This is a genomic window from Haploplasma axanthum, assembly GCF_900660745.1.
GTDB classification, from domain to species: Bacteria; Bacillota_I; Bacilli_A; order Acholeplasmatales; family Acholeplasmataceae; genus Haploplasma; species Haploplasma axanthum.
The window spans coordinates 1,754,366-1,780,099 of record NZ_LR215048.1 but is presented as its reverse complement, the minus strand read 5'-3'; the positions used below and the strand labels follow the sequence as shown (position 1 = coordinate 1,780,099).

The 25,734-nt window shown below is 27.1% G+C and carries 25 protein-coding genes; 19 read left to right on the top strand and 6 right to left on the bottom strand.

Annotated features, from left to right (window positions below; all coding sequences use genetic code 11):
* Positions 1 to 30 precede the first annotated feature (30 nt).
* A complete protein-coding gene (locus EXC62_RS08155; protein WP_026391051.1) occupies positions 31 to 1,197 on the bottom strand; it encodes an IS110 family RNA-guided transposase in 1,167 nt (388 codons plus the stop codon).
* A 257-nt stretch (positions 1,198 to 1,454) separates the two neighbouring features.
* Between EXC62_RS08155 and EXC62_RS08900 the strand changes: the two genes are divergently transcribed.
* Positions 1,455 to 1,628 (top strand): hypothetical protein, encoded by a 174-nt coding sequence (locus EXC62_RS08900; RefSeq protein WP_156907477.1) that lies wholly within the window; start codon positions 1,455 to 1,457, stop codon positions 1,626 to 1,628.
* Between the two features lie 381 nt (positions 1,629 to 2,009).
* Positions 2,010 to 3,344 carry an effector binding domain-containing protein gene (locus tag EXC62_RS08150; protein WP_052590063.1) on the top strand — a complete coding sequence of 445 codons (1,335 nt, stop codon included), beginning with the start codon at positions 2,010 to 2,012 and terminating at the stop codon, positions 3,342 to 3,344.
* Between the two features lie 217 nt (positions 3,345 to 3,561).
* On the opposite strand, the gene EXC62_RS08145 is transcribed toward EXC62_RS08150, so the two are convergent.
* Entirely contained in the window at positions 3,562 to 4,719 is a 1,158-nt protein-coding gene (locus EXC62_RS08145; protein WP_129747577.1) for an IS110 family RNA-guided transposase, read from the bottom strand.
* A 266-nt stretch (positions 4,720 to 4,985) separates the two neighbouring features.
* Between EXC62_RS08145 and EXC62_RS08140 the strand changes: the two genes are divergently transcribed.
* The 4 genes from EXC62_RS08140 to EXC62_RS08125 all read left to right on the top strand — a co-directional run bounded on the left by EXC62_RS08140 (position 4,986) and on the right by EXC62_RS08125 (position 9,763).
* Positions 4,986 to 5,528: a CDP-alcohol phosphatidyltransferase family protein gene (locus EXC62_RS08140; RefSeq protein ID WP_162140303.1), complete on the top strand. Its 543-nt coding sequence runs from the start codon at positions 4,986 to 4,988 to the stop codon at positions 5,526 to 5,528.
* A gap of 1 nt (position 5,529) precedes the next feature.
* A complete protein-coding gene (locus tag EXC62_RS08135; RefSeq protein ID WP_026390998.1) occupies positions 5,530 to 6,243 on the top strand; it encodes a DUF5131 family protein in 714 nt (237 codons plus the stop codon).
* A 92-nt stretch (positions 6,244 to 6,335) separates the two neighbouring features.
* Positions 6,336 to 6,881, top strand: a complete 546-nt coding sequence (locus tag EXC62_RS08130) for a DUF1697 domain-containing protein (RefSeq protein WP_026390999.1) — start codon at positions 6,336 to 6,338, stop codon at positions 6,879 to 6,881.
* 149 nt (positions 6,882 to 7,030) lie between these two features.
* Positions 7,031 to 9,763, top strand: coding sequence for an SEL1-like repeat protein (locus EXC62_RS08125; protein WP_052590046.1), 2,733 nt, complete (start codon positions 7,031 to 7,033; stop codon positions 9,761 to 9,763).
* A 20-nt stretch (positions 9,764 to 9,783) separates the two neighbouring features.
* On the opposite strand, the gene EXC62_RS08120 is transcribed toward EXC62_RS08125, so the two are convergent.
* Positions 9,784 to 10,305: a peptidylprolyl isomerase gene (locus EXC62_RS08120; protein WP_035375876.1), complete on the bottom strand. Its 522-nt coding sequence runs from the start codon at positions 10,303 to 10,305 to the stop codon at positions 9,784 to 9,786.
* A gap of 201 nt (positions 10,306 to 10,506) precedes the next feature.
* On the opposite strand from EXC62_RS08120, the gene EXC62_RS08115 reads away from it, so the two are divergent.
* From EXC62_RS08115 to EXC62_RS08105, 3 genes are all read left to right on the top strand, one after another.
* Positions 10,507 to 11,229, top strand: coding sequence for an HAD-IIB family hydrolase (locus EXC62_RS08115; protein ID WP_026391001.1), 723 nt, complete (start codon positions 10,507 to 10,509; stop codon positions 11,227 to 11,229).
* A gap of 270 nt (positions 11,230 to 11,499) precedes the next feature.
* Entirely contained in the window at positions 11,500 to 12,420 is a 921-nt protein-coding gene (locus EXC62_RS08110; RefSeq protein ID WP_026391002.1) for a GGDEF domain-containing protein, read from the top strand.
* 42 nt (positions 12,421 to 12,462) lie between these two features.
* Positions 12,463 to 13,533 carry a S66 family peptidase gene (locus EXC62_RS08105; protein ID WP_026391003.1) on the top strand — a complete coding sequence of 357 codons (1,071 nt, stop codon included), beginning with the start codon at positions 12,463 to 12,465 and terminating at the stop codon, positions 13,531 to 13,533.
* A gap of 179 nt (positions 13,534 to 13,712) precedes the next feature.
* Here the strand turns inward: EXC62_RS08105 and EXC62_RS08100 are convergent, their stop codons facing one another.
* Together EXC62_RS08100 and EXC62_RS08095 are read right to left on the bottom strand one after the other, a co-directional pair.
* Positions 13,713 to 14,039 (bottom strand): hypothetical protein, encoded by a 327-nt coding sequence (locus tag EXC62_RS08100; protein ID WP_129747575.1) that lies wholly within the window; start codon positions 14,037 to 14,039, stop codon positions 13,713 to 13,715.
* Entirely contained in the window at positions 14,039 to 15,352 is a 1,314-nt protein-coding gene (locus EXC62_RS08095; RefSeq protein ID WP_162849145.1) for an IS91 family transposase, read from the bottom strand. The genes EXC62_RS08100 and EXC62_RS08095 overlap by 1 nt, the downstream gene beginning before the upstream one ends.
* Before the next feature lie 173 nt (positions 15,353 to 15,525).
* On the opposite strand from EXC62_RS08095, the gene EXC62_RS08090 reads away from it, so the two are divergent.
* Genes EXC62_RS08090 through EXC62_RS08080 form a run of 3 tightly spaced genes read left to right on the top strand, consistent with a single transcriptional unit; the run spans position 15,526 to position 17,444 of the window.
* On the top strand, positions 15,526 to 16,197 hold the full coding sequence (locus tag EXC62_RS08090) for a helix-turn-helix domain-containing protein (RefSeq protein WP_052589769.1): 672 nt from the start codon (positions 15,526 to 15,528) through the stop codon (positions 16,195 to 16,197).
* Complete coding sequence (locus EXC62_RS08085; RefSeq protein ID WP_162140139.1) at positions 16,175 to 16,633, top strand: hypothetical protein; 459 nt, start codon at positions 16,175 to 16,177, stop codon at positions 16,631 to 16,633. Before EXC62_RS08090 ends, EXC62_RS08085 begins: the two co-directional genes overlap by 23 nt.
* A 52-nt stretch (positions 16,634 to 16,685) precedes the next feature.
* Positions 16,686 to 17,444, top strand: coding sequence for a nucleoside phosphorylase (locus EXC62_RS08080; protein WP_052589767.1), 759 nt, complete (start codon positions 16,686 to 16,688; stop codon positions 17,442 to 17,444).
* Positions 17,445 to 17,567: 123 nt separating this feature from the next.
* On the opposite strand, the gene EXC62_RS08075 is transcribed toward EXC62_RS08080, so the two are convergent.
* Entirely contained in the window at positions 17,568 to 19,337 is a 1,770-nt protein-coding gene (locus EXC62_RS08075) for a glycerophosphodiester phosphodiesterase (protein ID WP_026390261.1), read from the bottom strand.
* 277 nt (positions 19,338 to 19,614) lie between these two features.
* On the opposite strand from EXC62_RS08075, the gene EXC62_RS08070 reads away from it, so the two are divergent.
* The 7 genes from EXC62_RS08070 (at position 19,615) to EXC62_RS08040 (ending at position 25,732) form a co-directional block, all read left to right on the top strand.
* On the top strand, positions 19,615 to 20,223 hold the full coding sequence (locus tag EXC62_RS08070; RefSeq protein WP_026390260.1) for a Type 1 glutamine amidotransferase-like domain-containing protein: 609 nt from the start codon (positions 19,615 to 19,617) through the stop codon (positions 20,221 to 20,223).
* Positions 20,224 to 20,272: 49 nt separating this feature from the next.
* A complete protein-coding gene (locus EXC62_RS08065; RefSeq protein WP_026390259.1) occupies positions 20,273 to 21,484 on the top strand; it encodes a GNAT family N-acetyltransferase in 1,212 nt (403 codons plus the stop codon).
* A 98-nt stretch (positions 21,485 to 21,582) separates the two neighbouring features.
* The gene (locus tag EXC62_RS08060) at positions 21,583 to 22,167 is read left to right on the top strand and encodes a TetR/AcrR family transcriptional regulator (RefSeq protein WP_026390258.1); all 585 of its coding nucleotides are present in this window, start codon (positions 21,583 to 21,585) and stop codon (positions 22,165 to 22,167) included.
* 13 nt (positions 22,168 to 22,180) lie between these two features.
* Positions 22,181 to 22,603, top strand: coding sequence for a hypothetical protein (locus EXC62_RS08055; RefSeq protein ID WP_026390257.1), 423 nt, complete (start codon positions 22,181 to 22,183; stop codon positions 22,601 to 22,603).
* Positions 22,604 to 22,742: 139 nt separating this feature from the next.
* On the top strand, positions 22,743 to 24,227 hold the full coding sequence (locus tag EXC62_RS08050) for a phytoene desaturase family protein (RefSeq protein ID WP_026390256.1): 1,485 nt from the start codon (positions 22,743 to 22,745) through the stop codon (positions 24,225 to 24,227).
* Complete coding sequence (locus EXC62_RS08045; protein ID WP_052589765.1) at positions 24,220 to 25,080, top strand: phytoene/squalene synthase family protein; 861 nt, start codon at positions 24,220 to 24,222, stop codon at positions 25,078 to 25,080. Before EXC62_RS08050 ends, EXC62_RS08045 begins: the two co-directional genes overlap by 8 nt.
* Entirely contained in the window at positions 25,073 to 25,732 is a 660-nt protein-coding gene (locus EXC62_RS08040) for a diacylglycerol/polyprenol kinase family protein (RefSeq protein ID WP_026390254.1), read from the top strand. Before EXC62_RS08045 ends, EXC62_RS08040 begins: the two co-directional genes overlap by 8 nt.
* The last annotated feature ends 2 nt before the right edge of the window (positions 25,733 to 25,734 follow it).

Below are 25,734 nucleotides of genomic sequence, written 5' to 3'. Positions count from 1 at the left end.
TGAATATAAAGATAAATAATTAGCTACAAATTACTTAATCTTATTTAAATCAAATGGTGTTTTATTAATTTGAATGTGAAAAATAATGCGGATTAATTTTCTGCAAATATGTGTTAAAACCACTTTATGATGTTTACCTAATGTTTTCTTGTTATGATAGTAGTCATGAAATTGTGGAATGAATCTTAAACTTAAAAGAGCATAGTTATAAAGTTTCTTTCTAAGTAAAGAAGAACCTCGTTTAACAATTTTACCCTGATGTTCCTGTGTACCTGATTGACTAACACTAACATCTAATCCAGCATAAGCTATTATTTGTCCGGAATTAGTGAAACGATTGATATTACCGATTTCTGCATAAATAGAAGCGGCAGTGATTATTCCAATACCTGGAATAGTGTGAATTAAGGAATCGGTATCGTTGTACAAAATTGTTATTTGTTCATCTAATTGGTTTATAAGCTCTGTTAAATGATAATAGTTATCTACAATCATGGGAATCAAGGATTCATAGATTTTACTAGATATACCAACCGATACTTTAGCTAAATGTCTTAGATTAGAAAACCTAGGATAACTAAGTTTACCCATTGACATTTTCCTTAAAGTATCATAATGGTCATTATTAAGATTTGCAATCTTTTCCTTAGTTTTAAACTTTTTCAAGATATATAAAGGGGTTTTACCTAATATATTGTTAAAAAAAGGTTTAAATTCTGGGAATACCTTATCAAGGATGTTAGTGAGTCTTACTAACTCCCTGCTTCTAGACTCAAGATAATTTTCTCTTAGTCTAACTAATTCTTTTAAATCATTTTCATGATAAAATGATGTATGTAGGGTTTTGTAATCAAAGTGACCTAACATACTTGATATTAATTTAGCGTCAATTTTATCAGTTTTAGTCTTTCTTAACGAGGTAGCCTTCGAAAACTTATTCGTTAATTGAGGATTGAACTCTAAGTAGGTATATCCTAACTTAGATAAAAATGATTTTAAATTGATTCCGTAGTGTCCAGTTGATTCTAACCCTATTTTTATTTGGGTTTTATCACCTAGTGCTACTAACTCTTTTTTTAGAGTTTGGAATCCTTCATGGTCATTATTAAATGTAAATGACAAAACCGTATCGCCTGCATTAGTAGCTATAAAGCAGTCGTGTTTAAATTTTGAGATATCTATTCCTACATGGAACATAGATCTCGCCTCCTATTTATTTGGCGCGTAGTTTGCACGGGAATCCTATTTCTATATCCTTGTGATAAAACGTCGAAGCGTTAACTAACTAATTGATAGTAAAAATAGGAACCGTGGTAAGAGCCTCTAATGAACGTCAAAGCGTTATTTATATGAAACAAATCCACGGCGCCTTAGTTAAATTATAGTACAAAATTATGCGGAAGGAATGTATACTCACCGAATACTATAATTATAAATAGAGTATACAAGGTACTATGAAAATTGTTAATGATTTAGATGTTAAAAAAGAATTTTGGAAAGATGGATATAAAAGTGCATATCCAAACTCGGAATTAAAACATAAAGATCCAGATTTTTGCGTTTTAGAATTTATTCCTTTTGATGGAAGATATTATTCTATGTTTAAAAAAATAGATTTTAAATTTTAAGGAGTAATATATATAGAAAAATTGAAAGTGATATTTTACCTCATTATGATTATATTAATATTCCAAAATGTTTAGTTGCAATCCTTTGGATAGAGGGCGATAGTCCTAATTTAGAACGTGGAGCACATAATCTTTTACTTGAACATCTAAAGAAAACGTCATATATTCCAAATTACAGTTATGGATTTTCGATGGAATATTATTCTAATATAGGGTATGTTAATTTAGATATAGAAAACCTTGTGTATAGATTTGGATATTTTTTACCAATTAAACTTTTATAGTTGAAAATATTTTTTATTTTATGATTATCTTTGGAAAAAATGTCGAGTTTTTTCTATTCAAATTAGTTAAAATTGAATTAGAAAGAAGGTTATTGTTGTGAATATATATGAGATACTACAAAACGCTATTGATAAGATAGAAGGCAAGTTAGAAGAGAAAATAAATATTGAAGAAATTTCTTTAAGCAGTGGAATGTCAAAATCAAATCTATATAGATTCTTTTTATCAATCGTTGGATATTCAGTTAAAGAATATATCAGATTAAGAAGAATAAGTGAGGCTGCTATGCATTTAAAATCCGGAAAAACAGCAACTTATTTATCTTTTTTATATGATTATGAAAGTTTAGATACTTTTAGTAGAGCATTTAAAAAAATAACTGGGTTTTTACCATCTCAATACAAGAAACAATACTCTTTCTTTAAGTTTAAAAAAATTAACTTAATTGAAAGGAATTTTATGAGATTAGAAGAAAAAGCATTAGACATCCAAATTTTAAAACATATGAATGATTTTGAGGTTGTAACGTTTAATTATTATGGTAAAAACCCAGAAGATGGTGCATTTGCATTATTTAAAGAATGGGTTAAAAAAAATAAACTAGATATTGTTAGTGAGGGATTAAGAGTCTTTGGATATAACAATCCTAATCCAATAGATGATAGTGGTATTTATGGATATGAAGTTTGTCTTACACTAAATGAAAAAGTGAAAAAAAATGCTAATCCATTAGATATAAAAATAATTAAAGGTGGCATGTATGCACTTGTAACAGTTAAAAAAGAAGATAGAATGGATATCGGGGGAAAAATTGCAGAAACCTGGCAAAGATTTGGATCTTGGCTTCAAAATAGTAAATTTCAATTATCAGAAAGACAATGGCTAGAAGAACATCATGGTTTTGATGAGATGTTAGATCATATTGGAAATATCGATTTATATATGTCGATTGATTATAAAAATACAAATGTAAATACTGATGAGATTAGAAATTCAAAAATATTTGATGTAAGTATTTATGATTTTAAAGGTAGTAATGCTATTGATGAAGGAAGAAAATATAGTATGAAGTGGTTAAGTGATCATAATATTGACTTAACAAAACCTAGTGAACCAATTTATATTTTTGGAAGATATGACTTTAGAAAAGAACAAAATGATGATTTTGTATTTCAATTATGTATTGTAACTCCAGATAGTATTAAGGTTAAAGGTAATCCACTTAAAGGTAAAATACTAGGAGGATTAGTTGTAAGACAAGTTGTTTTGTTTAAGGATTTGAATAATTCTTGGGAATACTTACTTAATAAGTATTCTAAACATAAAGAATATAAACTTAAAAATACGATTGTTTTTGAACAGTATTTAATTGATGAGAACATTAATGAACAAATGAGAGTTTTACAAGTTTTAGAATTAGATAAAAAATAAAGATGTAAAGTAAGAAGTCAATTTATTAGTATTGATTTCTTTTTCAAATTAAGAATGAAGGTGATTTCTTTTTCAAATTAAGAATGAAGGTGACTAACTATTAAAAGTCAAGTGTTATTTTAAAGAAAACACGAAAAGACCTCTATTTGCTTAGAAATGAGGTTTTACTAGTTATTACAGATGACTTTTACTTAACCGCCACAGTTTAAGTAAAGAGTTATTTTAGAAGACTCGAATCAAAATATGTTTTAGTTGTTTCTAAGTGATGTATAACTCGAATAAGTTTCTTTGCTAGATTTACTTGCGCTACCCTATGGTGTTTACCTTCTTGTTTCTTCTTATGATAATAAGCATAAAATAAGGGGTTGTTAACCATCAATATCAAAGTTATATTGATTAAGGCGGATCGTAAATATTTGCTGCCACGTTTAACTAGTTTACCGGTAGTAGACATGGTTCCAGATTGTTTAATTGTTGAATCTAATCCAGCATATGACACCATCTGAGAAGGACTATCATAAAGAGAAATATTACCGTATTCAGCTAGAATAATTGCTTCGGTAAGTATTCCAATACCTTTAATACTTCCAAAGTATGTAGGATATTTCTTCATTAATTCGGTAATCCTAGATTCAATCACTTTGATATCTGTATTAAGTTTCTCAACGTAAGATATCGAAGTACTAAGTCTATCTAAATGATAGTCTTGGCTAGTACCAATTGTTTCTTTTGCTAATTCCTTAAGTTTCATAAACTTAGGATAAGAAAACTTACCCATTGATTTTTTTCTAATTTTATCATAGTGAAGATCAGTCATCTTGGCTATTTTATCTGGAGACTTAAAATAGCTTAAGATATATAAAGAAGTATCTGAATAGCCTTGTTCCTTCATAAAAGGATTAAACTCAGGGAAAATAATATCAAGTGTTTTGGTTATCATGTTGTATTGAGCAGTCCTAAATGAAATAAGTTTTGAACGTTCACGTGTTAGTGATTTTAAGGCACTTATATGATAAGATTGATGATGATAGGCTTTGTAGTCTACAGTCATCATATACTCAGAGATTAATTTTGCGTCTTTCTTATCTGTTTTTAACTTTCTTAGTGATTTAGAGTCGCTAAACTTCTTGACTAAGAGAGGGTTAATTTCCATGAATGAAAATCCATGGGAAGAAAGAAATGATTTTAAGTTATCTCCGTAATGACCTGTAGCTTCAAGGCCTATTATCATTTCACTTTTGTTAAATGGTTTAAAGTGTTCTAATAACTCCTTAAAGCCTGATGAATTGTTTTCAAAAGAAAACGACACACTTGTTTCAGTGGCGATGAAACAGTCGTGCTTGTACTTAGAGATATCTATTCCAATGTAGATCATAAGTACACACCTCCAATTAAATTTTTGGTACTGTGTTAAGTCCAGCAAGTCTTTATCTCATAATCATGTAAAAAGCGTCAAAGCGCTAACTAACTATTGCTGATTAAAATAAAGACCGTGGTAAGCGTCACCTTCAAACAGTCAATGCTGTATAAATATGTAACAAATCCACAGTACATTTATATTATATTAAATTAGAAAGAAGGGAGTAAATAATTAAGTTGTATTCTAACTAACCTAATACAATTTAATTATTACATGAGTTTATGAAAAAAATCAATATTCCAAATATTGTTACATTAATACGAATAATATTGGTAGCTGTTAGCATATTTTTCATTAGAAGTAATCATTTTTTTATTTTTTATATTCTTGCTGGGTTAAGTGATGTTGTTGATGGTTTTTTAGCTAGAAAACTAAAACAAGAAACTATACTTGGTGCACAACTTGATAGTTTTTCTGATTTCTTTTTATTCTCAATAACAATTATCTGGATAAGTGTTAATAAAAATGAATTAGTATTAGGATATATAACGATTTTAATAGTTTTATTTGTTATTAAGCTTATTGTTATTTTTATTAATTATTTCAAATATAAAAAAATGTTTATTGTTCATACAATTGGAAATAAAGCTTTAGGCTTTCTAATTTTTTTAATTCCAGTAATAACCAATTTTGTTAATGATATTTATTATTTCTTTGTACTAGTTTTTGCATCGTTAGTAATACTTGAAGAATTAATGATTTCTATTAAGTATAATGATTTTAATATTAATAGAAAAAGTTTTTTCATAGATAAGGATAGGTGAGATAATGCTTTGGAATCCTTGGAGAGGTTGCCATCGAGTTAGTGATGGTTGTAAGTTTTGTTATATTCATAAAGGTGATTATAAAAGAAATACTGATACAAATCTAATTGTTAAAACGAAAGATTTTTATAAACCAATTGAAAAAAATAAAAATGGTGAATACAAGATTAAGAGTGGATCAATTGTGTATCTTTGTTTTAGTTCCGATTTTTTAATTGAAGAAGCAGATGAATGGCGACTAGAATGTTATAAAATGATAAAAGAAAGAAGTGATTTAATTTTTCTTTTTTTAACAAAAAGAATTGATAGATTTGAAAATATATTACCAGATGATTGGAATGATGGATATGATAATTTAGTTGTTGGAGTATCTGTTGAAAACCAAAAGAATGTTGATAAAAAGTTAAGTATATTAAACAGATTACCAATAAAACATAAAAATATTGTTTGCCAACCATTAATTGAACGTATTAATATCGAACCATATTTGAAAGATATTGAACTTGTTGTCGTTGGGGGAGAATCAGACATAAATGCTAGACCATTAGATTTTGATTGGGTTTTAGATATTAGAAAACAATGTATGAAACATAATGTGAACTTTAACTTTAGGCAATGTGGAACGAATTTTATTAAAGATGGTGAAAAGTTTTTTATACCAACAAGAAAGTTAACAGAACAAGCAAGGAAAGCAAATATTGAATATAGAAAATAAGTAAAATATAATATATTAAGTGGATCTCTTATAAAAAAGGTACAGTTTAAATAGGAAATTTATTATAGATAAATAAAAAAAGGTGGATTAATATGAAAACATATGTAGCATTACTTAGAGCGGTTAATGTTGGTGGAAAGAATAAAGTTCCAATGAAAGAACTTAAAGAAGCATTTGAAAAATTTGGGTATATTAATGTTAAAACATATATTAATAGTGGCAATGTTATTTTTTCAAGTGATGAAAAAGATATTGAAAGCATAAAAAGAGCCTCCGAGGAAATTATTAAAAAAGAGTTTAATCTTGATATTACTGTTTTAATTATTGAAATTGATAATCTTATTGATGTAATAGATAATATACCATTAGAATTACAAGAAATAGATAAAGATTATTATGATACGATTATTTTTGTTATTCCGCCAACTTCTACGGAAGAAATATTTGAAGCCTTAAAATCTAAGGTAACAGAACATGAAAGTATGTATGTCTATAAAAATGTTTTTTATTGGCGTGCCAAATTATCAGCATTTCAAAAAACAGTTCTTTCAAAATTTGCAAGCAGTAAAGTCAATAATTTAGTAACAATAAGAACTATTAATACAGCTAAAAAGATTCTTGAGGTTCATAAAAAGTAAAAACAATCTCTTGGAAGAAGAATAACTAGATGAGACTAATATGAAGATTAATGTCAATGATATATATGATATAATTTATTTATTAGAAACAAAATGCAACAAGATATATAGTTTCTTGTTGTATTTTTCTTTATTGGAAGGAATTTATTATGAATATTTATGAGTTGTATATAAAAAAAGAAATAGCGGAGTTAGAAAGTTTAGCATTAAACATGAATAATGCTTTAGCATACCTTTATTTAGGAGTAATGTATTATGAAGGGTATGGAATTGAAGTGAATTTAAATAAAGCAATTGAATATTTTAAAAAGAGTTATAACAATGATCAAAACCCTAAAGCAGGATATTACATTGGCTGGATGAATGAAATGGGTGTTAGTGTACAAGCAGATTTAGAAAAAGCGAATTATTACTATTATATTTCTTTTGAAGGATTATTAGAAGAAGCAACTAATGATACTTATAGTGCTTATTTATTGAGTGTTTTCTATTTTGAAGGACTAGGATCTATTGAAAAAGATTATGTTGAAGCATTTAATTGGTGTGAAAAAGCTGCACTAGAAGGTTTACATAGTGCACAATTATTTTTAGCTTTTTTTAATAGAGAAGGAATATTTATTGAGAAAAATGATGATTTAGCATTTTATTGGTATGAAGAAGCAAGTAAATCTGAAACACCAAATACAATCTATAATTTAGGATTATGCTATCAAAATGGACTTGGTACAGAAGTGAACGATAGTGCTGCTTTTAATCAGTTTTTAAAAGCAGGAAATAAAAAACATTTAAATGCTCAAGCAGATTTAGGGAGATATTATTTTTATGGGATTGGAACTACAAAAGATGCAGTCCAAGGATTATTTTGGTATCAAACTGCTGCTGAAAGAGGTCATAGTTATGCACAATATTCACTTGGATATTTCTATGAATATGGGATCGAAGTTGAAGAAAGTTTAGATAATGCTTATTATTGGTATAACGAAGCTGCTAAAAATAATTATGCACCTGCAATGCAAAGTTTAGCATTTTTTTATGAGTATGGATATGGGACAGAAACTAATCTAGAAGCTGCATTTGAAATATACAAGGAAGCAGCTGAATTAGGATATCCTGCATCAATGTATAGTCTAGCAGAATGTTATAGATATGGAGTTTTTGTTAATGAAGATTTACAAGAAGCAATTAAATGGTATGAAAAAGCTAAAGATAATAATTTTCCAAAAGCATTTTTAACATTAGGTTATTTCTATGAAGAAGGTATTGGATATAAAAAAAATTTAAAAATGGCTCTTGATTATTATGAAAAAGCGGCAATGCTAAATGATTCTATTGCAGCAACAAATCTAGCATATCTATATGCTGAAGGTGTTGGCACAGAAAAGAGTATTGAAAAAGCTGTTTATTGGTATGAAGAGGCTAGTAAACAAGAAAATGCGAGAGCTCAAAATAATTTAGGATATATTTATGAGATGGGTCAATATGGTGAACCAAATATTGAAAAAGGTCTTGAATATTATGAAAAAGCCGCAAATAATGGATTTATAATTGCTCAATCAAATTTAGGTGTTATATATGAACATGGAAAAATGGGATATATTGATTATGAGAAAGCTCTCTATTGGTACGAAAAAGCCGCACAAGGCGGATATGCTACTGCACAACATAATCTTGGTCAATTATACGCCTATGGAAAAGGTACAGAAGCAAACTATGAAGAAGCAATCAATTGGTACTTAAAAGCTCATGAGCAAAAATATACATCTGCAACTGTTAGTTTAGGATATATGTATGATAGTGGACTTGGAGTAGATACTGATTATGAAAAAGCCCTTTATTACTATGAAATTGCTGCAGAACGTGGCGACGAAGTTGGACAACATAACTTAGCTTATATGTACGATAAAGGTAATGGAGTATCAATAGATTATGAAAAAGCAGTTTATTGGTATAAGTCTGCTGCAGAACAAGGATACTCAAAATCACAATTAAATTTAGGACTTAAGTATGAACTTGGAGAAGGTGTTGAAAAAGATTATCAAAAGGCCTTTGAGTTTTACGAAAAATCAGCGATTCAAGGAAATTCAAGCGCACAAGCTAATCTTGCATATCTTTATGAAAATGGATTAGGAACGGAAAAAGACTATCATAAAGCAATGAATTGGTATCTCAAAGCAGCTAAAGATGAGAATGAACGTGCTGAGAATAATATTGGTTATATATATGAATGTGGTCTTGGAGTTGATGTTAATTTAGAAGAAGCAGTTAAATGGTATTTAAAAGCAGCAGAACATGGTAATGCAATAGCTCAATGTAATTTGGCCTATTTTTATGAAAATGGAACAACGATTGATATTGATGATGAAAAAGCATTTTATTGGTTCAATGAATCTGCTAAAAATGGTAATTCAAGCGCTCTTTATAATTTAGGGAGATTATATGAGCATGGTATTGGAGTTGAACAAGACTATAAAGCAGCTTTAAGTTATTATGAAAAAGCTGCTGATTATAAGAATTCAATGGCAATTAATAATGTTGGTTTATTTTATGAATTAGGATATGGAGTAGATATTAACTTAGAAGTGGCTTTTAAATGGTATAAAGAAGCAGCATACTTAGGATATAGTGTAGCAGAGTATAATTTGGCATTATGTTATGCTTATGGTAAATTTGTGGAAGTTGATTCTAAAATTGCATTTATGTGGTATGAAAAATCAGCAAAACAAGGATATGCAAGTGCTGAATATCAATTATATAAATGTTATCGTGACGGATTTGGTGTTAAAGAAAATCAAGACAAAGCAAATTACTGGTTGAATGAAAGTGCTAAACAAAATTATCAAAGTGCAGTTGATGAAATTGAAAAAAATAAGGTAGTCCGCTAGGATTACCTTTGTCTTTATACTTATTTAATATATTCTACAGGGATTTCTTTATAATCTTTTAAATCTAGATTGATCGATTCGATAATCACATCATCTAATGGTTTATCTTGAAAATCTGTTCTTACTGATGCGATTTTATCAACAACATCAATCCCTTCAATAACTTGTCCAAAACCAGCATAACCTCCATCAAGATGAGGACTATCTTTATGCATAATAAAAAATTGAGAAGTTGCAGAATTTGGATTTTGGGTTCTCGCCATCGATATTACACCGCGTGTATGTAATAATGGATTTTTAAATCCGTTTTGATTAAATTCACCCTTTATTGGATCATTCTTAGATGCACCCCAACCACCTTGAATCATAAATCCTTTAATAATTCTATGGAAGATTAATCCATTGTAATAATTATCTTTAACGTAAGATATAAAGTTTGCTACTGTGTTTGGTGCGACTTCTGGAAACAATTGAATTTTAATGTCACCAAAGTCTTTAACTGTTAGTGTAACAGTTGGATTTTTATCATTAATATAAGCCATATGAATCTCCTTTTTCTTTTATATATATGATTTTACATAAAAAACAAATATTTATCAAATAATAAATAGCATATTGTAAATTAATTGAATATAACGATGGATATATTGGTTATAAAGATACTAAATATTGAAACTATATAAGTTAAATGTTATTATAAATTAAAGCATAAAGTTAATAGCTTTATTTTAGGAGGTATTTTTATGCATTTTGTTGCAAGTGATTTTGATGGTACATTATTAATAAATAATGAAGTTAAAAAAAGTGATATTGAAGCAATTAAAGAGTTTAGAAAAAATGGGAATATATTTTCAATTTGTACTGGAAGACCAATTAATTCAGTTCTTACGGAATTAAAAAAATACCAAGTACCTTTTGATTATATTATTGGTGTAAATGGTGCAATAGCAACCAATCAAAAAATTGAAGTAATGTATTCACATGAACTTGATTCTAGGACAGTTCATCTTATTCAAGATATTTTAAGTAAGCACAATGTTAAAGAATATATGCTTTCTAATGGTATTGATCAAGCAAGAATAATTGGTGAGCAAAATATTAATAAGTTAGATGTTGATGTTAATCAAGTTAGAGGATACTATGTTGACACATATAATCCTGAAAGTGCATTTAAACTAGCGGCGCAGATTAATGCTGAACTAGGGGATGATGGAATTACTGCATATCCAAATAATCAGTATGTTGCAATTGGAATGTCAGGGATTCATAAAGGACATGGTGTGGATAGATTGACAAAACTAATAGGATTTAATGGGGGTATCCATGTTATTGGTGATGATTATAATGATATTCCTATGTTTAAAAGATATGATAGTTATGGGATTAAAAGTGGTGTTGTTGATGCAATCTCATTTGCAAAAAATCAAACAAATTCTGTTTCCGATGTTTTAAGTAATCTTAAGTAAATATAAGAATATCGAAAATTTCTAAACAGATGATATACTCTTCTAGTATAAAAAAGATTTGTTGAAACTCAAAATTTGATTATAGTTTAAATGGTAGAATAAAATAAATAGTTAATATTGATTGTGTACTTTGGATTATTAAAAATCCAAAGTATTTTTCTTTGTTTATAAATATGAAAAAAATGATAAAATAAAACATATTAATCATAATAGTTTTATTTGTACGAAAAATAGTATAATATAGATAAACTCAAGTAGGTGGTGTTAGTGATGAAAAATGAATACTTTTTAAAAGCACAAGAGAGATTAAAGAATGAGTTTGGTTTGAATATTCTAGATGACTTAATATTAGATAGTAAAGAACGCGTTTTCCTTTTTTCTATTAATGTTGAAGATGATATTGAATTTACTGTAATGTTGGGAAATTTAGAAATATTAGGACTTGAAAATAAGAATAAAATAATGTTGAGTGAGCTTTTAAATTATTTTGATTTTAATAATGATTATGCAAGAGTCTTAGGGAAAAAAGAGGCATTTAAACAATTAAAAGATTTCTTTTTAGAAAATAATAAAGCACATAAAATTGTTTTTCCAATTTTAGTTAACAATAAAAGATATTGGATAAATGCATATCAAAGACCAGTATCTAAAAATTCTAAAATAAATTATTGTGTTTTTTCTGAAATTAGTAAAAGTATGTCAAATGAAGAAATTGCATGGTATAACTCACATATTGATCCTCTAACAGGCTTATATAATAAATATACTTTTGATTATCATTATAATATAAGATATACAAATGAAAATCTTCATGTCATTTATTTAGATGTTGATAATCTTAAGAAAATAAATGATACATACGGTCATAAAATTGGTGATCAAGTTTTAATTGAATTGGCAAGTGTATTGAAAAAATATGAAACTGAATATAATCATTTCTATAGAATAGGTGGAGATGAGTTTTTAGGATTAATTTTTATGGATGAAATAAGGATTAAAGAATTACTTCAAAAAATATTAGATGAAATAATGAAAAAAATATTTAGTGATGAAGAGATTAAAGTAACTATTTCAATTGGTGTAGTAAGAGCACTTCAACGTAAAAATTTAGTTGATAAAGCTGATAAATTGCTTTATAAGGCTAAAAATCAAGGCAAAAATGGATATGTATATGAAATTGAAGGAGAATAAGATTATAAATCTATATTTTAATCTTTGGAAAGCGTGAATTATATGATAAAACCTAAAAAATTAAATAAAGGTGATAAAGTTGCTATTGTGAGTTTATCTAGTGGAATTCTTGGAGAAAAGTTTACAAGTCATCAACTTAATCTAGGAATTGAAAGATTAAAAAGTTTTGGACTTATTCCTGTATTTATGCCTAATTCATTAAAAGGATTAGAACACATTAAAAATAATCCTCAAGATAGAGCACAGGATTTAAAAGATGCATTTTTTAATGATGAAATAAAAGGTATTATATGCGTAATTGGTGGGGATGATACTTTTAGAACTTTACCATACTTAATGGAAGATAAAAGCTTTATCGAAAAAGTAAAATCAAATCCTAAAGTTTTTACTGGATATTCAGATACAACAATAAATCATTTAATGTTTTATAAACTTGGAATGGTTAGTTATTATGGACCAAATTTTTTAGTTGATTTAGCAGAATTAGACAGTGAAATGTTACCATATACTAAAGAAAGTTTTATGAGATTCTTTGTTAATGAACAACAAAATGAAATTAAATCTAGTAGTCTATGGTACGAAGAAAGAAGTGACTTTTCGAATTTAGTTTTAGGAACTAGTAGAATATCACATGCTGAAAAACGTGGATTCGAATTTTTTAGAGGAAAAAATAGTGTTGAAGGTATATTGTTAGGTGGATGCTTGGAAAGTTTATATGATGCTATTGTGAGTGAAAGATATAAAGAAGAAAAAGAAATTATTGAAAGATATAGTCTTTTTCCAAGTGATTGGAAGAATAAAATATTATTTCTAGAAACTAGTGAGGAAAAACATAATCCAAAACACTATCGAGAAATGCTTAATGAATTAAAAAAGAAGGATATTTTTAAAAATGTTTCAGCAGTTATAGTAGGTAAACCACAAGATGAAGTTTATTACAATGAATATAAAGATATTATTTTGGATATAACAAGTGAGTATATGGTTCCAATTGTTTTTAACTTAAATTTTGGACATGCTCATCCAAAAACAATAATCCCATATGGAATAAAAATGAAGATAGATTTTAAAGATAAAAAAATATTTATAAATGAAACTATGTTTGAAAAATAATATAGTGAGTATAAAAAACTTGATATCCAATGGAAGATTATTACAGTATCTTTCATTGGATTTTTTTGTTATATAGTAAATTCTATTTTATCATTCAAAAACAGGGTTAGTTAAAAAAAACATAAATATAAACAGAAAAAAACCTTAAACAAGGTTCAATAAAGTACTAAAATAATTTATTACTTATAGCCTTTAATTTTGCGATAAATATCAAGAGGCATAAAAGCAGTCATACCACAAACAGGACATGTTTCAATAGGAAAAGGAGTACCAGTTATAGACATAGAAAATAACATATGAGAATGTTCAATAGTTTCTTGGAACTTACATTCAAGACATTTCATGATAACCTCTTCAAACATAGGTTCAAAATCAATGAACTTTTCATAAGACAAAGCAGGAGCAGGAAGATTACCTAATAACACTTCGCGTAAATAATCTTGATATTTTGATTTGAGATTATCATCACTAATTTCAAACTTTTTAATAGAATAATATTTAGGCACTAAAAAACACAACCTTTCATAGGGAAATAAGACAATGAATAATCAAAAGTCATTTTGGATCCACACTTACAAATGTGTGGATCGAACTTAAAAGTATTATAAAGTAATACAGTATATTTCAACATAGATTTTAACATACGAATTCTATTAATCCATAATATTTTGGGTATTTTAGGAATAGTTTTAGATTTATTAGCATAAAAACCAAAATATCTAATAAGATGAAAATGCTTATCAGGAATATGTCTGATAAGTTTGATGATAAAAGCATCAATAGATTCGGTAATAAACTTAGTACCTTGATAATTAGGATCATCACTAGTTAGACCATCATCTTCATGAGGATTAAACTTCCAGGTAATAGTGTTACTAGCATAATCAATAGAAACAATCCTAGATTCACTAATAGCAGGATGAGAGCCATATCTAGCAATGTAATTAGCAATATCTTTAATGGTAGTAAGTTTAGAGTTATTAGGAGGAGCATAGATATAAAACCCTTTAGAGTAAGTCTTAATTAAATAGTATTTTAGAATGTTGAAAGCTTTTAGTTCGCTAGGATGAGATTCATTTAAGTAGTTAGACATTAGGTTTAATAAAGAGAACATAAAATATTTTCTTAACTGTTCAAAATGAAAATAATGATATTTTTTCACATTACCAGAAGAACTAACTTTGGCCTCAGCAACTAAAGCATGAATATGTGGATTAGGTTTTAAATCTCTACCAAAAGTATGTAAGAAAGAAACAAAACCTAATTTATAGTTATTAGCAATTTCTTTTTTAGAAGTGATAGAAGTATTAGTAAGAGTATCATTAACAGCATCAAAAAGTAAGTTTTGCATATCACGATATTTAAAGAAATAAATACGTAGTTCTTCAGCAACAGTAAAAACAAAATGCCTATGAGAAACATTAATAAGTTTAGACTGAATCTCTATTGAACGAAAGTCACGATATTTTTTACCACAAGTAGAACAAAACCTAGAGTTACAAGAAAAAGCTGTAAAAGTGAAATTATCACAACGTTTACAGCTAAAAGCAATATATCCCTTTCGATAGTCCTTGCAGAAAATTATGTCTTCGACATTTTTAATAACTGAAGAACGTAGTTTATCTATATTATTAGATTTAAATTTATCCCAACAATTTAAAAAGATATCTTTGATAGTAATTTTATTATCAAATTTATCTCTAATATGTTTCAAATTAAAAAGTCTATTAAATTCATTTTGATAAACTCTATTACTTATAGATTTAGCAATCATTAAACTTTCAGTATAAGTATTAAGTATGTAGTCAGTCTTTGTCATATACATATTATATATTAAAAGTGTTCAAAGAGTACATTAGGCGAAAATTTATTTTCGCTTTTGTTCTAGACGTCATAAAATTGATATTAATATGTATGCTACGTTAAGTAGCCAAAAATTTATTGACATTAAGGAATGAATTAATTTAAACTTAAATCAAGGAGGATGATTATATGAATACTGAATTGTTTGCAGAGAGATTAAAAGAATATAGGAAAACAAATAATCTTACACAAGAGGAATTAGCAAATATCTTATATGTATCAAGAAAAACAATATCTAAATGGGAAACAAAAAGAGGTTTACCAGAGATTTATATGCTTGATAGTATTTCAAAGCTTCTTAATATTACAATTGATGAATTACTTAAATCAACAGGTGATTCAAAAGTATTGATTAGTAAATTTAATGAAGATAAGAAAAAGTATTTGGGATGCAGTTTAATAATTGATTTAGTATTTATTATAGTATTTGTTTTATCTGATATACCCACAATACTTAATAATTTACTAAGGAATATATCATTAGGTATATTAGTTTTAAACTTTGGATTTTTTATAATTATGAAAATTTTGAATTATTATACAAATGCTTATCATAATAGAAAAAAATCTTTAACAGATTATTATTTTATTTATTATGATGTAAATAAAAATATTATTGCGGGTAATATTGTTTTTGGATTTATTAGTTTTTTAAAAGTTTGTACATATGTTTTCGCCCCAAAGAATATGATTGAACGATTAACAATATTAGGGAGTGTTATTGCATTAATCATAACAATTATAATAGTAGCAACAAGAGTAAAGGAGATTATCAGATATGTCAAGAATAGACAAAATTAAAGACACATACAAGAGTAACAACAATGAGTTATTTGATGGATTATTATATGGTGAATTAGATGTTATTAATACTAAATTAGTTTCAAAAGCATCTATATTTATTTTTACAAATTTTTGGATACAACTAAAAGGCATTCTAAATGTTTTTGGTAAAAAGAAATATATGGTTATTATTTCTAATAAAGGGTTAAAATTGCAAAGAATTAGAAGAAATGGAATAAAAGTTGCTGAAAAGCCGATTATGATTAAATATAATGATCTAATAAGTGTTAACATTAAAAAAGTAACAATAGGCAATGATTATAAATTAAATTTCATTAATAATGAAGGAGTGAAAATAGTTTTTGAATTAAATATAAAAAATCAAAAAAATGATTTAAATAAGCTTATTCCTTATTTAAATAGAATTAATAATAACTTAGAAAAACAAAATTGACAATAAAAAGATGATGTGTTAGAATTACATAATATATTTTCGGAGGATAAGTATGATTACAAGTAGTTATAGAGATTCAAATGAAATCTTAAAGGTTAGTGATGTGGCAACAAAATATCCTAAAAGTTTTAAAACAATTATTATTACATTTCAAGCAAAAGTAAAAACAAAATTAATTGAAATGAACTTGATTAATGAATTACCAAATATTGAAATAGGATCTTCAAGTGGTAAATTTCCAGTGTATGAAGTAGTTGGTTTTGAAGATATTATCTTTTACTTTTCTCCAATAGGAGCACCTATAACAGTAGGTATTTTAGAAGAAATAGTATATACATTTGATATTAAAAATGTTGTCTTATATGGAGCTTGTGGTGTTTTAGATAAAGCGATAACTTCAGGAAAAATTGTTATTCCGACAAAAGCATATCGTGATGAAGGAACAAGTTATCATTATATGCCAGCAAGTGATTTTGTTGATATATATGAACATGATAAAATATCTAATATTTTCGCTGCTGCGGGTATTAGTTATGTTAAAGGATACACATGGACAACGGATGCTTTTTATAGAGAAACAATGGAAATCTTTTTGGAAAGAAAAAAACAAGGGTGTATTGTTGTAGAAATGGAAATAAGTGCAGTTGCTGCATTTGCAAAATTAAGAGGTGTTAATTTTTATCCTTTCGTATATGCTGCTGATAATCTTGATTCATCAAATTGGGATAAGAGAATTCTTGGTTCCTTGGATATTGATTCCAGAGTAAATTATTTTTTAGTAGCAAGGCTTTTAGCAAGTAAACTATCATAAGTAGTGATATCTTTTTTAAAAAATAATAGTTTTAAAGTTAATGAGATTAAAATAAAATATACCTTATACATTTAGAATACTGGTTTTATCAGTGCCTTATGTATGAGGTATATTTTTTAAATATTAGTAGAACTTGAAATCTAATCTCCAAAAAACACGATTAAAATGATTACGTTCGAACTCTTTTTTTATAGTATTGGCCATTCCAGGATAATCGGTAATAATACCTGCAATATTTGATTGAATGTAAGTTTGCATTCTTGCTCGATCGTTTACCGTCCAAATAAAAAGAGATTTATTATATCTTTCAATATCTGATAATATTCTGGCTGTTATTGATGATGATTCAATTGAGAAGAAATTAACATTATAGTTTTCTAGTGAACCAAGAGTAAATCCGATTATATAACCTGTTGTGATATTTGGATATTGTTCTTTAAATTTTATGATAAAGTTTAAGTCAAGTGATTGAAAAATCACCATTTCCATCATATCGAGTGCTTCGATTTTAGTTATTATATCATTCATAAATGTAATACTATCTTGGTTTGTAGTTTTAATCTCAATTAGTAAAGGTTGATTTAATTCTTTAGCTAATGATAAATATTCATCAAAAGATGCAATTTTTGATTCATAACCGTTGTGTCTTAGTGTTATGTTTTTTAGTTCTGCTAAAGTAAGTGATTTTATTGTGTTAGCTCTATTCGCAAGTCTTCTAAGCGTTGAATCGTGAAAAACAACTATTTCATTATCCTTTGTTTGTTGAATATCGATTTCAACATAGGAAGGATTATGAGTATTTGCAATTCTTAATGAATCCAAAGTATTCTCAATCGCGTATACTGATTCACCTCGATGAGATACAATCATAATTTCACCAGAAAGATTAGGATTCTTTTGATTGTTATGAATAATGATTGTTAAGCTTAAAAATATTAGCAGTGATAAACTTATTGTTACCATCTTTTTAATAGGTGTTACAAAATTTGAAGAAGTAAAAATTATGTTTTTAGCTTCAATTTGGTGATAACTTACAACAGTTATTTGGATTAAAAAAATTGTTGATGCAGATAAGATTATAACATATGTAAAAACAAATAACTCTTGTAAAGTTGATCTTATGATGTTGCTATGTTTTGGGAAAAGACTACTTAATATAGAATATAAACCATAATTGATTCCATAACTTAACAATATGAATAATAATGACAACAAAGTAATTATTAATACTAAAAGTAGTATTTTAAGCAAGTTTTGTTTAGTTAATTGCCAGCTTTTTTTCATAGATTCAATGAATGATAAATCTTCATTAGTAAAAATTGCAAATGTATAAAAGAATCGGAGGTTTAAATAGAAAGAGAGTATAATACCACTAATATAGACTATAGTATAAAATGTGTTTTCAAAGATAGAATCAACAATAAAACGAGGAAGATGGATTTTGGCAGTTAAACCTGATGCTACTCCTAAATTTCCGTTAGGCATTATTAAAAAAATATAGATGATTAAAACTAAGAGATGTGCGGGTTTAATTTTTTTCAATGCTTTAAATGGTGTTTTGATATTTGTTTTTTCTTTACTATAATCTCTACTTGCATAATAATTAGTTATTGTTATTTGAAGAACAACAAAGATTGCTGAGATAACAATGATTGTAAGTAATAGAAAAATTGTTATTGGATTTTTAAAAATAACAGTAAAATTTTTGTTTGTTATTCCACCGACATTTGCAGTTAGTAAAGCAATATTAAAAACTCTTTTACCAAATTCATTCATTACAAATAAAGCAAGTGCTTCAATTCCTATTATTGTTATAATATATCCCCAAAAATTCTTTTTTATTAATTTTAAACTGTCTTTAATAACGTTGAAAATATTTATTTTACTTTGCATCGTATCACCCCAATTTTTATATTTATATTATAACTTATAAATATTTTAATTGAAAATGATATAATAAAACTATAAAAAATATAAGACGAGGATAAACATGACAACTAAAAGATATATTCTATTTATAGTACCATTAGTAATATTAAACATAAATCTTTTAATAGTAAGAAAAATAGAAAATAATGTGATCGCTATTATATGTAATATAGTAAGTATTGTTGTAGCAATAATATTTATGATATGGTTTTATAAAAAAAATAATGAGGAGAAATAAGCTGTGAAAAAATTGTTTTTAACTTCATCTTTTAAAGATGTACATGAAAAATTATATGAATTTACAGGTGATTTAACAGGAAAAAGAGTAACATTTATTCCGACAGCAGGAAATGTTGAAAAATTTAATGTAAATATTAAATCAGGAATTAAATCAATTGAAAAATTAGGTATGATTGTAGATTTACTTGATGTTTCAAAAGCAGATAATAGCGAAATAGAAAGAAAAATTTTGGAAAATGATATTATATATATATCAGGTGGTAATACGTTTTATTTATTACAAGAGTTAAAAAAATCTAATGCATTTGAAATGATTAAACAAGAAGTTGAAAAAGGTAAATTATATATTGGTGAATCGGCAGGGTCAATTATTACATCACCAAATATTGAGTACATTAAACTAATGGATACAATAAAGAAAGCGCCTGAATTAAGTGATTTAAAAGGTTTAGCTTTAGTAGAGTTTTATACTGTTCCACATCAAGGAAATTTTCCTTTCAAGAATGCAGTTGAGAAAATATTGAAGACATATGCTAGTGAATTAAATTTACAACCAATAAGTAATAAAGAAGTTATTGTTGTTTCAGGTAAAGAAGTGAAAATAATTTAACAACAAAAGTCATTAAATACTAAACTTAAAGATTAAAAGGAGAGATAGCATGGCAATTAGACATTCATTAAAAATGAAAAAAGTTACAATTGAAGATTTAGATCAATATAACGAATTATTGCGTTATGTATTTCAAGTTACTAATCGAGATTTAACTCAAACTGGTTGGGAAGAAGCAGAAATAATTAAAGATAAATCCCCTGCACTTGAAAAAGCTAATGTTATTGGATGGTTTGATCAAGATAAGTTGGTTTCACAAATAGCAGTTTATGATTTCAATGTTAGAATTTATGGAAAAACGTTTAAAATGGCTGGGGTAACTGGTGTTGGAACTTTTCCGGAATATGCAAATAAAGGTTTAATGCAGAAACTGATCTATCAATCTTTGGTTGAAATGAAAGAAAAGGACCAAACTATTGCATATCTCTTTCCATATTCAATTCCTTACTATAGAAAAAAAGGATGGGAATTAATAAGTAATAAAATTAGTTATGAAATTAGTGACTATCAATTACCTAAATATCATAAGGTATCAGGCGATGTTGTTAGAGTTGATCCTGAAGGTGATGAGGTAAAAGAAGCTTATTTAATATTCGCTATGAAAACGCATGGGGCCTTATTAAGAGATGATATCGCATGGAGTGAATATTTTAGATGGGATAGACCAGATATTATGGCTGCTGTTTATTATAGTGAGAAAGAAAAGTTAGAAGGAGCTTTAATATATTATATAGATGAGGAAATATTTTATATTAAAGAGATGCATTTTTTAAATGAAGATGCGAGAACTGCTCTATGGAATTTTGTAAGTGCACATTTTTCAATGATAAGTAAAGTTAAAGGGGATACTTATACTGATGAACTACTATCATTTTTATTAGAAGATGCAGATATTAAAGAGAGTATCTCACCATATTTTATGGGGAGAATTGTCGATGTTGTTGGTTTTATAAAACAATATCCATTTAAAGCAGATACACATGATAGAAAATGGATATTTAATTTATCTGATCCATTACTTGAATGGAATTCTGGCACTTTTGAATTATTTATTTCGAAAGATGGAAAAGGAGAAATAAATAGAGTTCAAAAGAAGGTTGAAGATAGTATAGATATTGGATCCCTTACTACGATGCTTTTAGGATATAAACGTCCTGAGTACTTAAAACAAATAAGAAGAATCAATGCAAGTGATGAAACAATAGATATGTTAGAAGATGCTATAGAACAACAAGCTCCTTATTTTTCAGATTATTTTTAGAATTTAAAAGTGTTTTAATATAAGTTTAGAATTTATATTGACAAAACACTTTTTTTATATTAAAATAATGAATGAATAATTATTCATTAGGAGGGAATATGCAAGAACAACGTTTTGAAAACATGCGAGAGGAAGCAAAAAGTAAAATTAAAGATGCAGGTTTATTGCTGTTTTCTACAAAAGGATTTACACAAGTAAGTATACAAGATATTGCAAAATCTGCAAATATAAGTACGGGATTAATGTATAGATACTATAAATCAAAGAAAGATTTATTTGAAGAACTAGTTTTTGAAGCAACCAGTTCGATGGACTTTTTACCACAAATGATTGAGTATATCAAAGATCCTAAAATTGTTGTTTTAGAATTAGTTTCAGGAATGTTAAATTCAATGACTGAAAGTTTTAAAACAGCGAGATTATTATCATTGATGTCATTAGCTTTTTTAAATGATTCAATCGATAATAGAGATTTCATAATGGAAAAATTTAGTAATCTGTATGTTCAACTATCGAAGGTTTTAGAAGAAGGTCAAAAAAGTGGTGTATTTAGAAGTGGAAATGCTTTAGCAATGGCTACACATTTATTTACAACTATTCAAGGTGTTGCAAATGCTCAATTGGTAAATGAGAATTATGTTTTACCTAGTGTTGATATGATTACTGCATTTATAATTAAGTAAAGAGGAGAAAAAAATGGAAAAATTTGGTTCATCAATGTTGTGGTTTTGGACTGCATATATAGTAGTTACATGTATTGGAATGTTACATACAACATTTAATATTTTTGTCTTAAAGATGAAACCTATGGATGAGAATTCAATGGGTGAGGGATATGAGAAAACTAAACCGTATCACGCTATATATAATATAATTATATTTCCAATTTTTGCTTGGATATATTTTAGTGGTCTAGATGAAGTAACAATTTCAAATGTTATATTTACTTCATTAATATGGGGTGGTGTTGCAGTTGTATTTGATTATTTTGGCTGGATTGTTATTAAACATCCGTGGTCACTTACAGCAAAAGAGTTTTATATTAACTACCAACCTTGGATAAGTATTGTATATATAGTGATATTTAGTAGTCCATTTATTGCATATTTCTTGATGTAGGCTCAAGTCAACTTGAAATTCAGGTTGACTTTTTTGTTGTTTGGAACAATAAGAGTGTCGTTTAGAACATTTTAACAGTAACTCTAAAGAATTAAAGTATAATTAAAATAGATTGAGGTGTTTGAAAGGGGAAGTATTAATGAAGAAAGTAGTTGTTATTGGGGCGGGAACTGCAGGACTTGCAGCGGCGGTTAGATTACAACATAAAGGTTATGATGTAACTATATATGAAAAAAACAAAAAAATAGGCGGGAGAATGTATCAATTAGACATTGAAGGTTTTAAATTTGATGTTGGACCAACGATTGTAATGATGAAAGATATCTACGAAGAACTTTTTATATATACAGGAGTTAATCCTAATAACTATATTAGGATGGTTCGCTTAGATCCAATGTTTAAGTTAGAGTTTCCAGATGGAACTATTCTACACGCTACAAATGATTTAGTTAAAATGACTGAAGATAATGAAATGTTTAGTGAAAAAGATGCTCAGGGATATTTAGCATATTTAGCAGATGTCTATAAGCGTTATTTAGTTGCTAAAAAATATTTCATTGAAAGATCATTTAGAAAACCAAGTGATTTTTATAATTTGGGAACAATGCGACAAGCATTGAAATTAAAAACATTTAGCAATGCATATGATTCAATTGGTAAATTTGTAGAAAGTGAGAAATTAAAACAATCACTAGCTTTTCAAACTTTATATATTGGAGTCTCACCATTTACGGGGCCATCAATATATACTATCATTCCAATGATTGAGCTATTGTATGGTGTTTGGTATATTAAGGGTGGTATGTATCAAATGGCTAAAGCAATGGAAAAAAGATTTTTAGAGCTTGGTGGAACAATAAAATTAAATCAAAATGTTGAAGAAATAGTAATTGAGAATAAAGTAGCAAAAGGAATTATTGTAAATGATGAGATGATTGAAGCAGATATTGTTTTATCAAATGCTGATTTCCCATATGCAATGGATAATTTGATAAGAGATAATAAATATAAGAAAAAGTATATTCCTAAAAAAATTGATAAGATGACATATTCATCATCATCATTCATGATTTATTTAGGAATGAAAAAGAAATATCAAACAAGTCTTCACACGATATATTTCACTTCGAATTTTAAAAAGAATGTGGATGATTTATTTATGGATAATATTCCAGATGATCCATCATTCTATGTTTATTCACCAACACAATTAGATGAAAGTCTTGCTCCAGCTGATAAAGAAGTTCTTTACATTTTAGTACCGGTTCCAAATCTACATCATACAAAAAACAAATGGGATAAAAAGGAAGAGTATGCTGATTTTATCTTAGATATACTAAGTAAAAAAGAAGGTTTTGAAAATGTTAAAAATGATATTGAAGTAATGAAGATATTTACACCACATGATTTTGAAGAAAAATTCAATTTAAAATTTGGTGCAACTTTTGGTCTAAGACCAACATTATTACAAAGTAATTACTTTAGACCACAAGTTAAATCAAAATATGTTAATAATCTTTATTTCACAGGAAGCAGTAATCATCCAGGAGCAGGTGTTCCAATTGTTTTAACATCGTCTAAACTAGCCGTAAATGAAATATTAAAGGATGATAAAAATGAATAAAGGATTAATGTTAGATTATAAGAAGTGTGAAATGGTTATTAAAAAGTCATCAAAAACCTTTTATAAAGCGTTTAGTATGTTAAAAGATGAATCAAGAAGAAATGCGGTTTATGCAATATATGCGTATTGTAGATATGCTGATGATATAATAGATGAGGCTAACAATTTTGAAGGTTTAATTGAACTGTATAAGGAACTTGCAAATTTTGTGACACATAACGTTGCTAATAATTATATCTTTAGAGCATTATCGGATGTTAGAAAAAAGTTATATCCGAGCAATTTTGATTTTAAACCATATTTTGATATGATTGAAGGTCAAAAAATGGATTTTGATTTTAAAGAGTATAAAACACTTGATGAACTAATCAATTATTGTACAAAAGTGGCATCAAGTGTTGGTGAAATGCTTGTTTATGTATTAACTGATTCAAAAGAATATAAATTGTTGAAAGAGATTTCTTTTGAACTTGGTGTTGCAATGCAACTTACAAATATATTAAGAGATGTTGGTGAAGATTATGATAATAAAAGAGTTTACTTACCAACAGAAATTTTAAATCAATTTAATGTTGATTTGGACACAATAAAAAATAAGCAAATAACAGAAGAGTTTAAAAACCTTTTTGATTATATTGCAAATATAGCTTATCAATATTACGATAAAGCAAAAGAGAAATTATATTTATTTCCTAAAGACTCTAGAATACCATTACTTATAGCACTTAAATTTTATAGGGGAATAATTAAAGCGTGTAAAGATAGTGAATACGATGTTTTAACTAAAAGAAATTTTGTTTCAAAAAAAGATAAAATCATTCTATTGGAAGAGGTAAAGAAAGAGTATGAATAATATATTAGGGGTTATCTTATCATTTGTTTTTGTGTTTTTAATAATTGGAGCATCAACAATTCTTCAAAAAAAACAAATAATTGGGGAAGAAGGAACAAGAAAACTTGTTCATATAGGAGTATCTAACTGGTGGTTTTTTGTTATTTTTATGTTTAATAATATGTACTATGCAATTATTCCACCAATCATTTTTATTGTTTTAAACTATTTATCATATAAGAAAAATATTTTTAAATCAATGGAAAGAAAAGAAGATAATAATTTGGGAACAGTTTATTTCCCAATTGCGTTATTAATTCTTGTTATATTCTCATTTACGTTTATGGATCCAATTCTTGCTGGAATAGGGATTTTAGTGTTAGGTTATGGTGATGGAATTGCAGCAATCATTGGAAAAAAATATGGTAAAATAAAACTATTAAATAATAAGACATTAATGGGAAGTGCAACAATGTTTATCGTTTCATTTATTGTTTCGTTAGTAATGTTAATGGCATTTATGAATTTAAGTGTTGATGTTGCTATTGTCTTATCAATTGTTGCTGCATCAGTTGGGATGCTTGTTGAACTTATCACGCCTTTTGGACTAGATAATCTATCAGTTCCAATTATTGTTAGTATCTGTTTAAATATATTAATAGCAATTATTTAAAG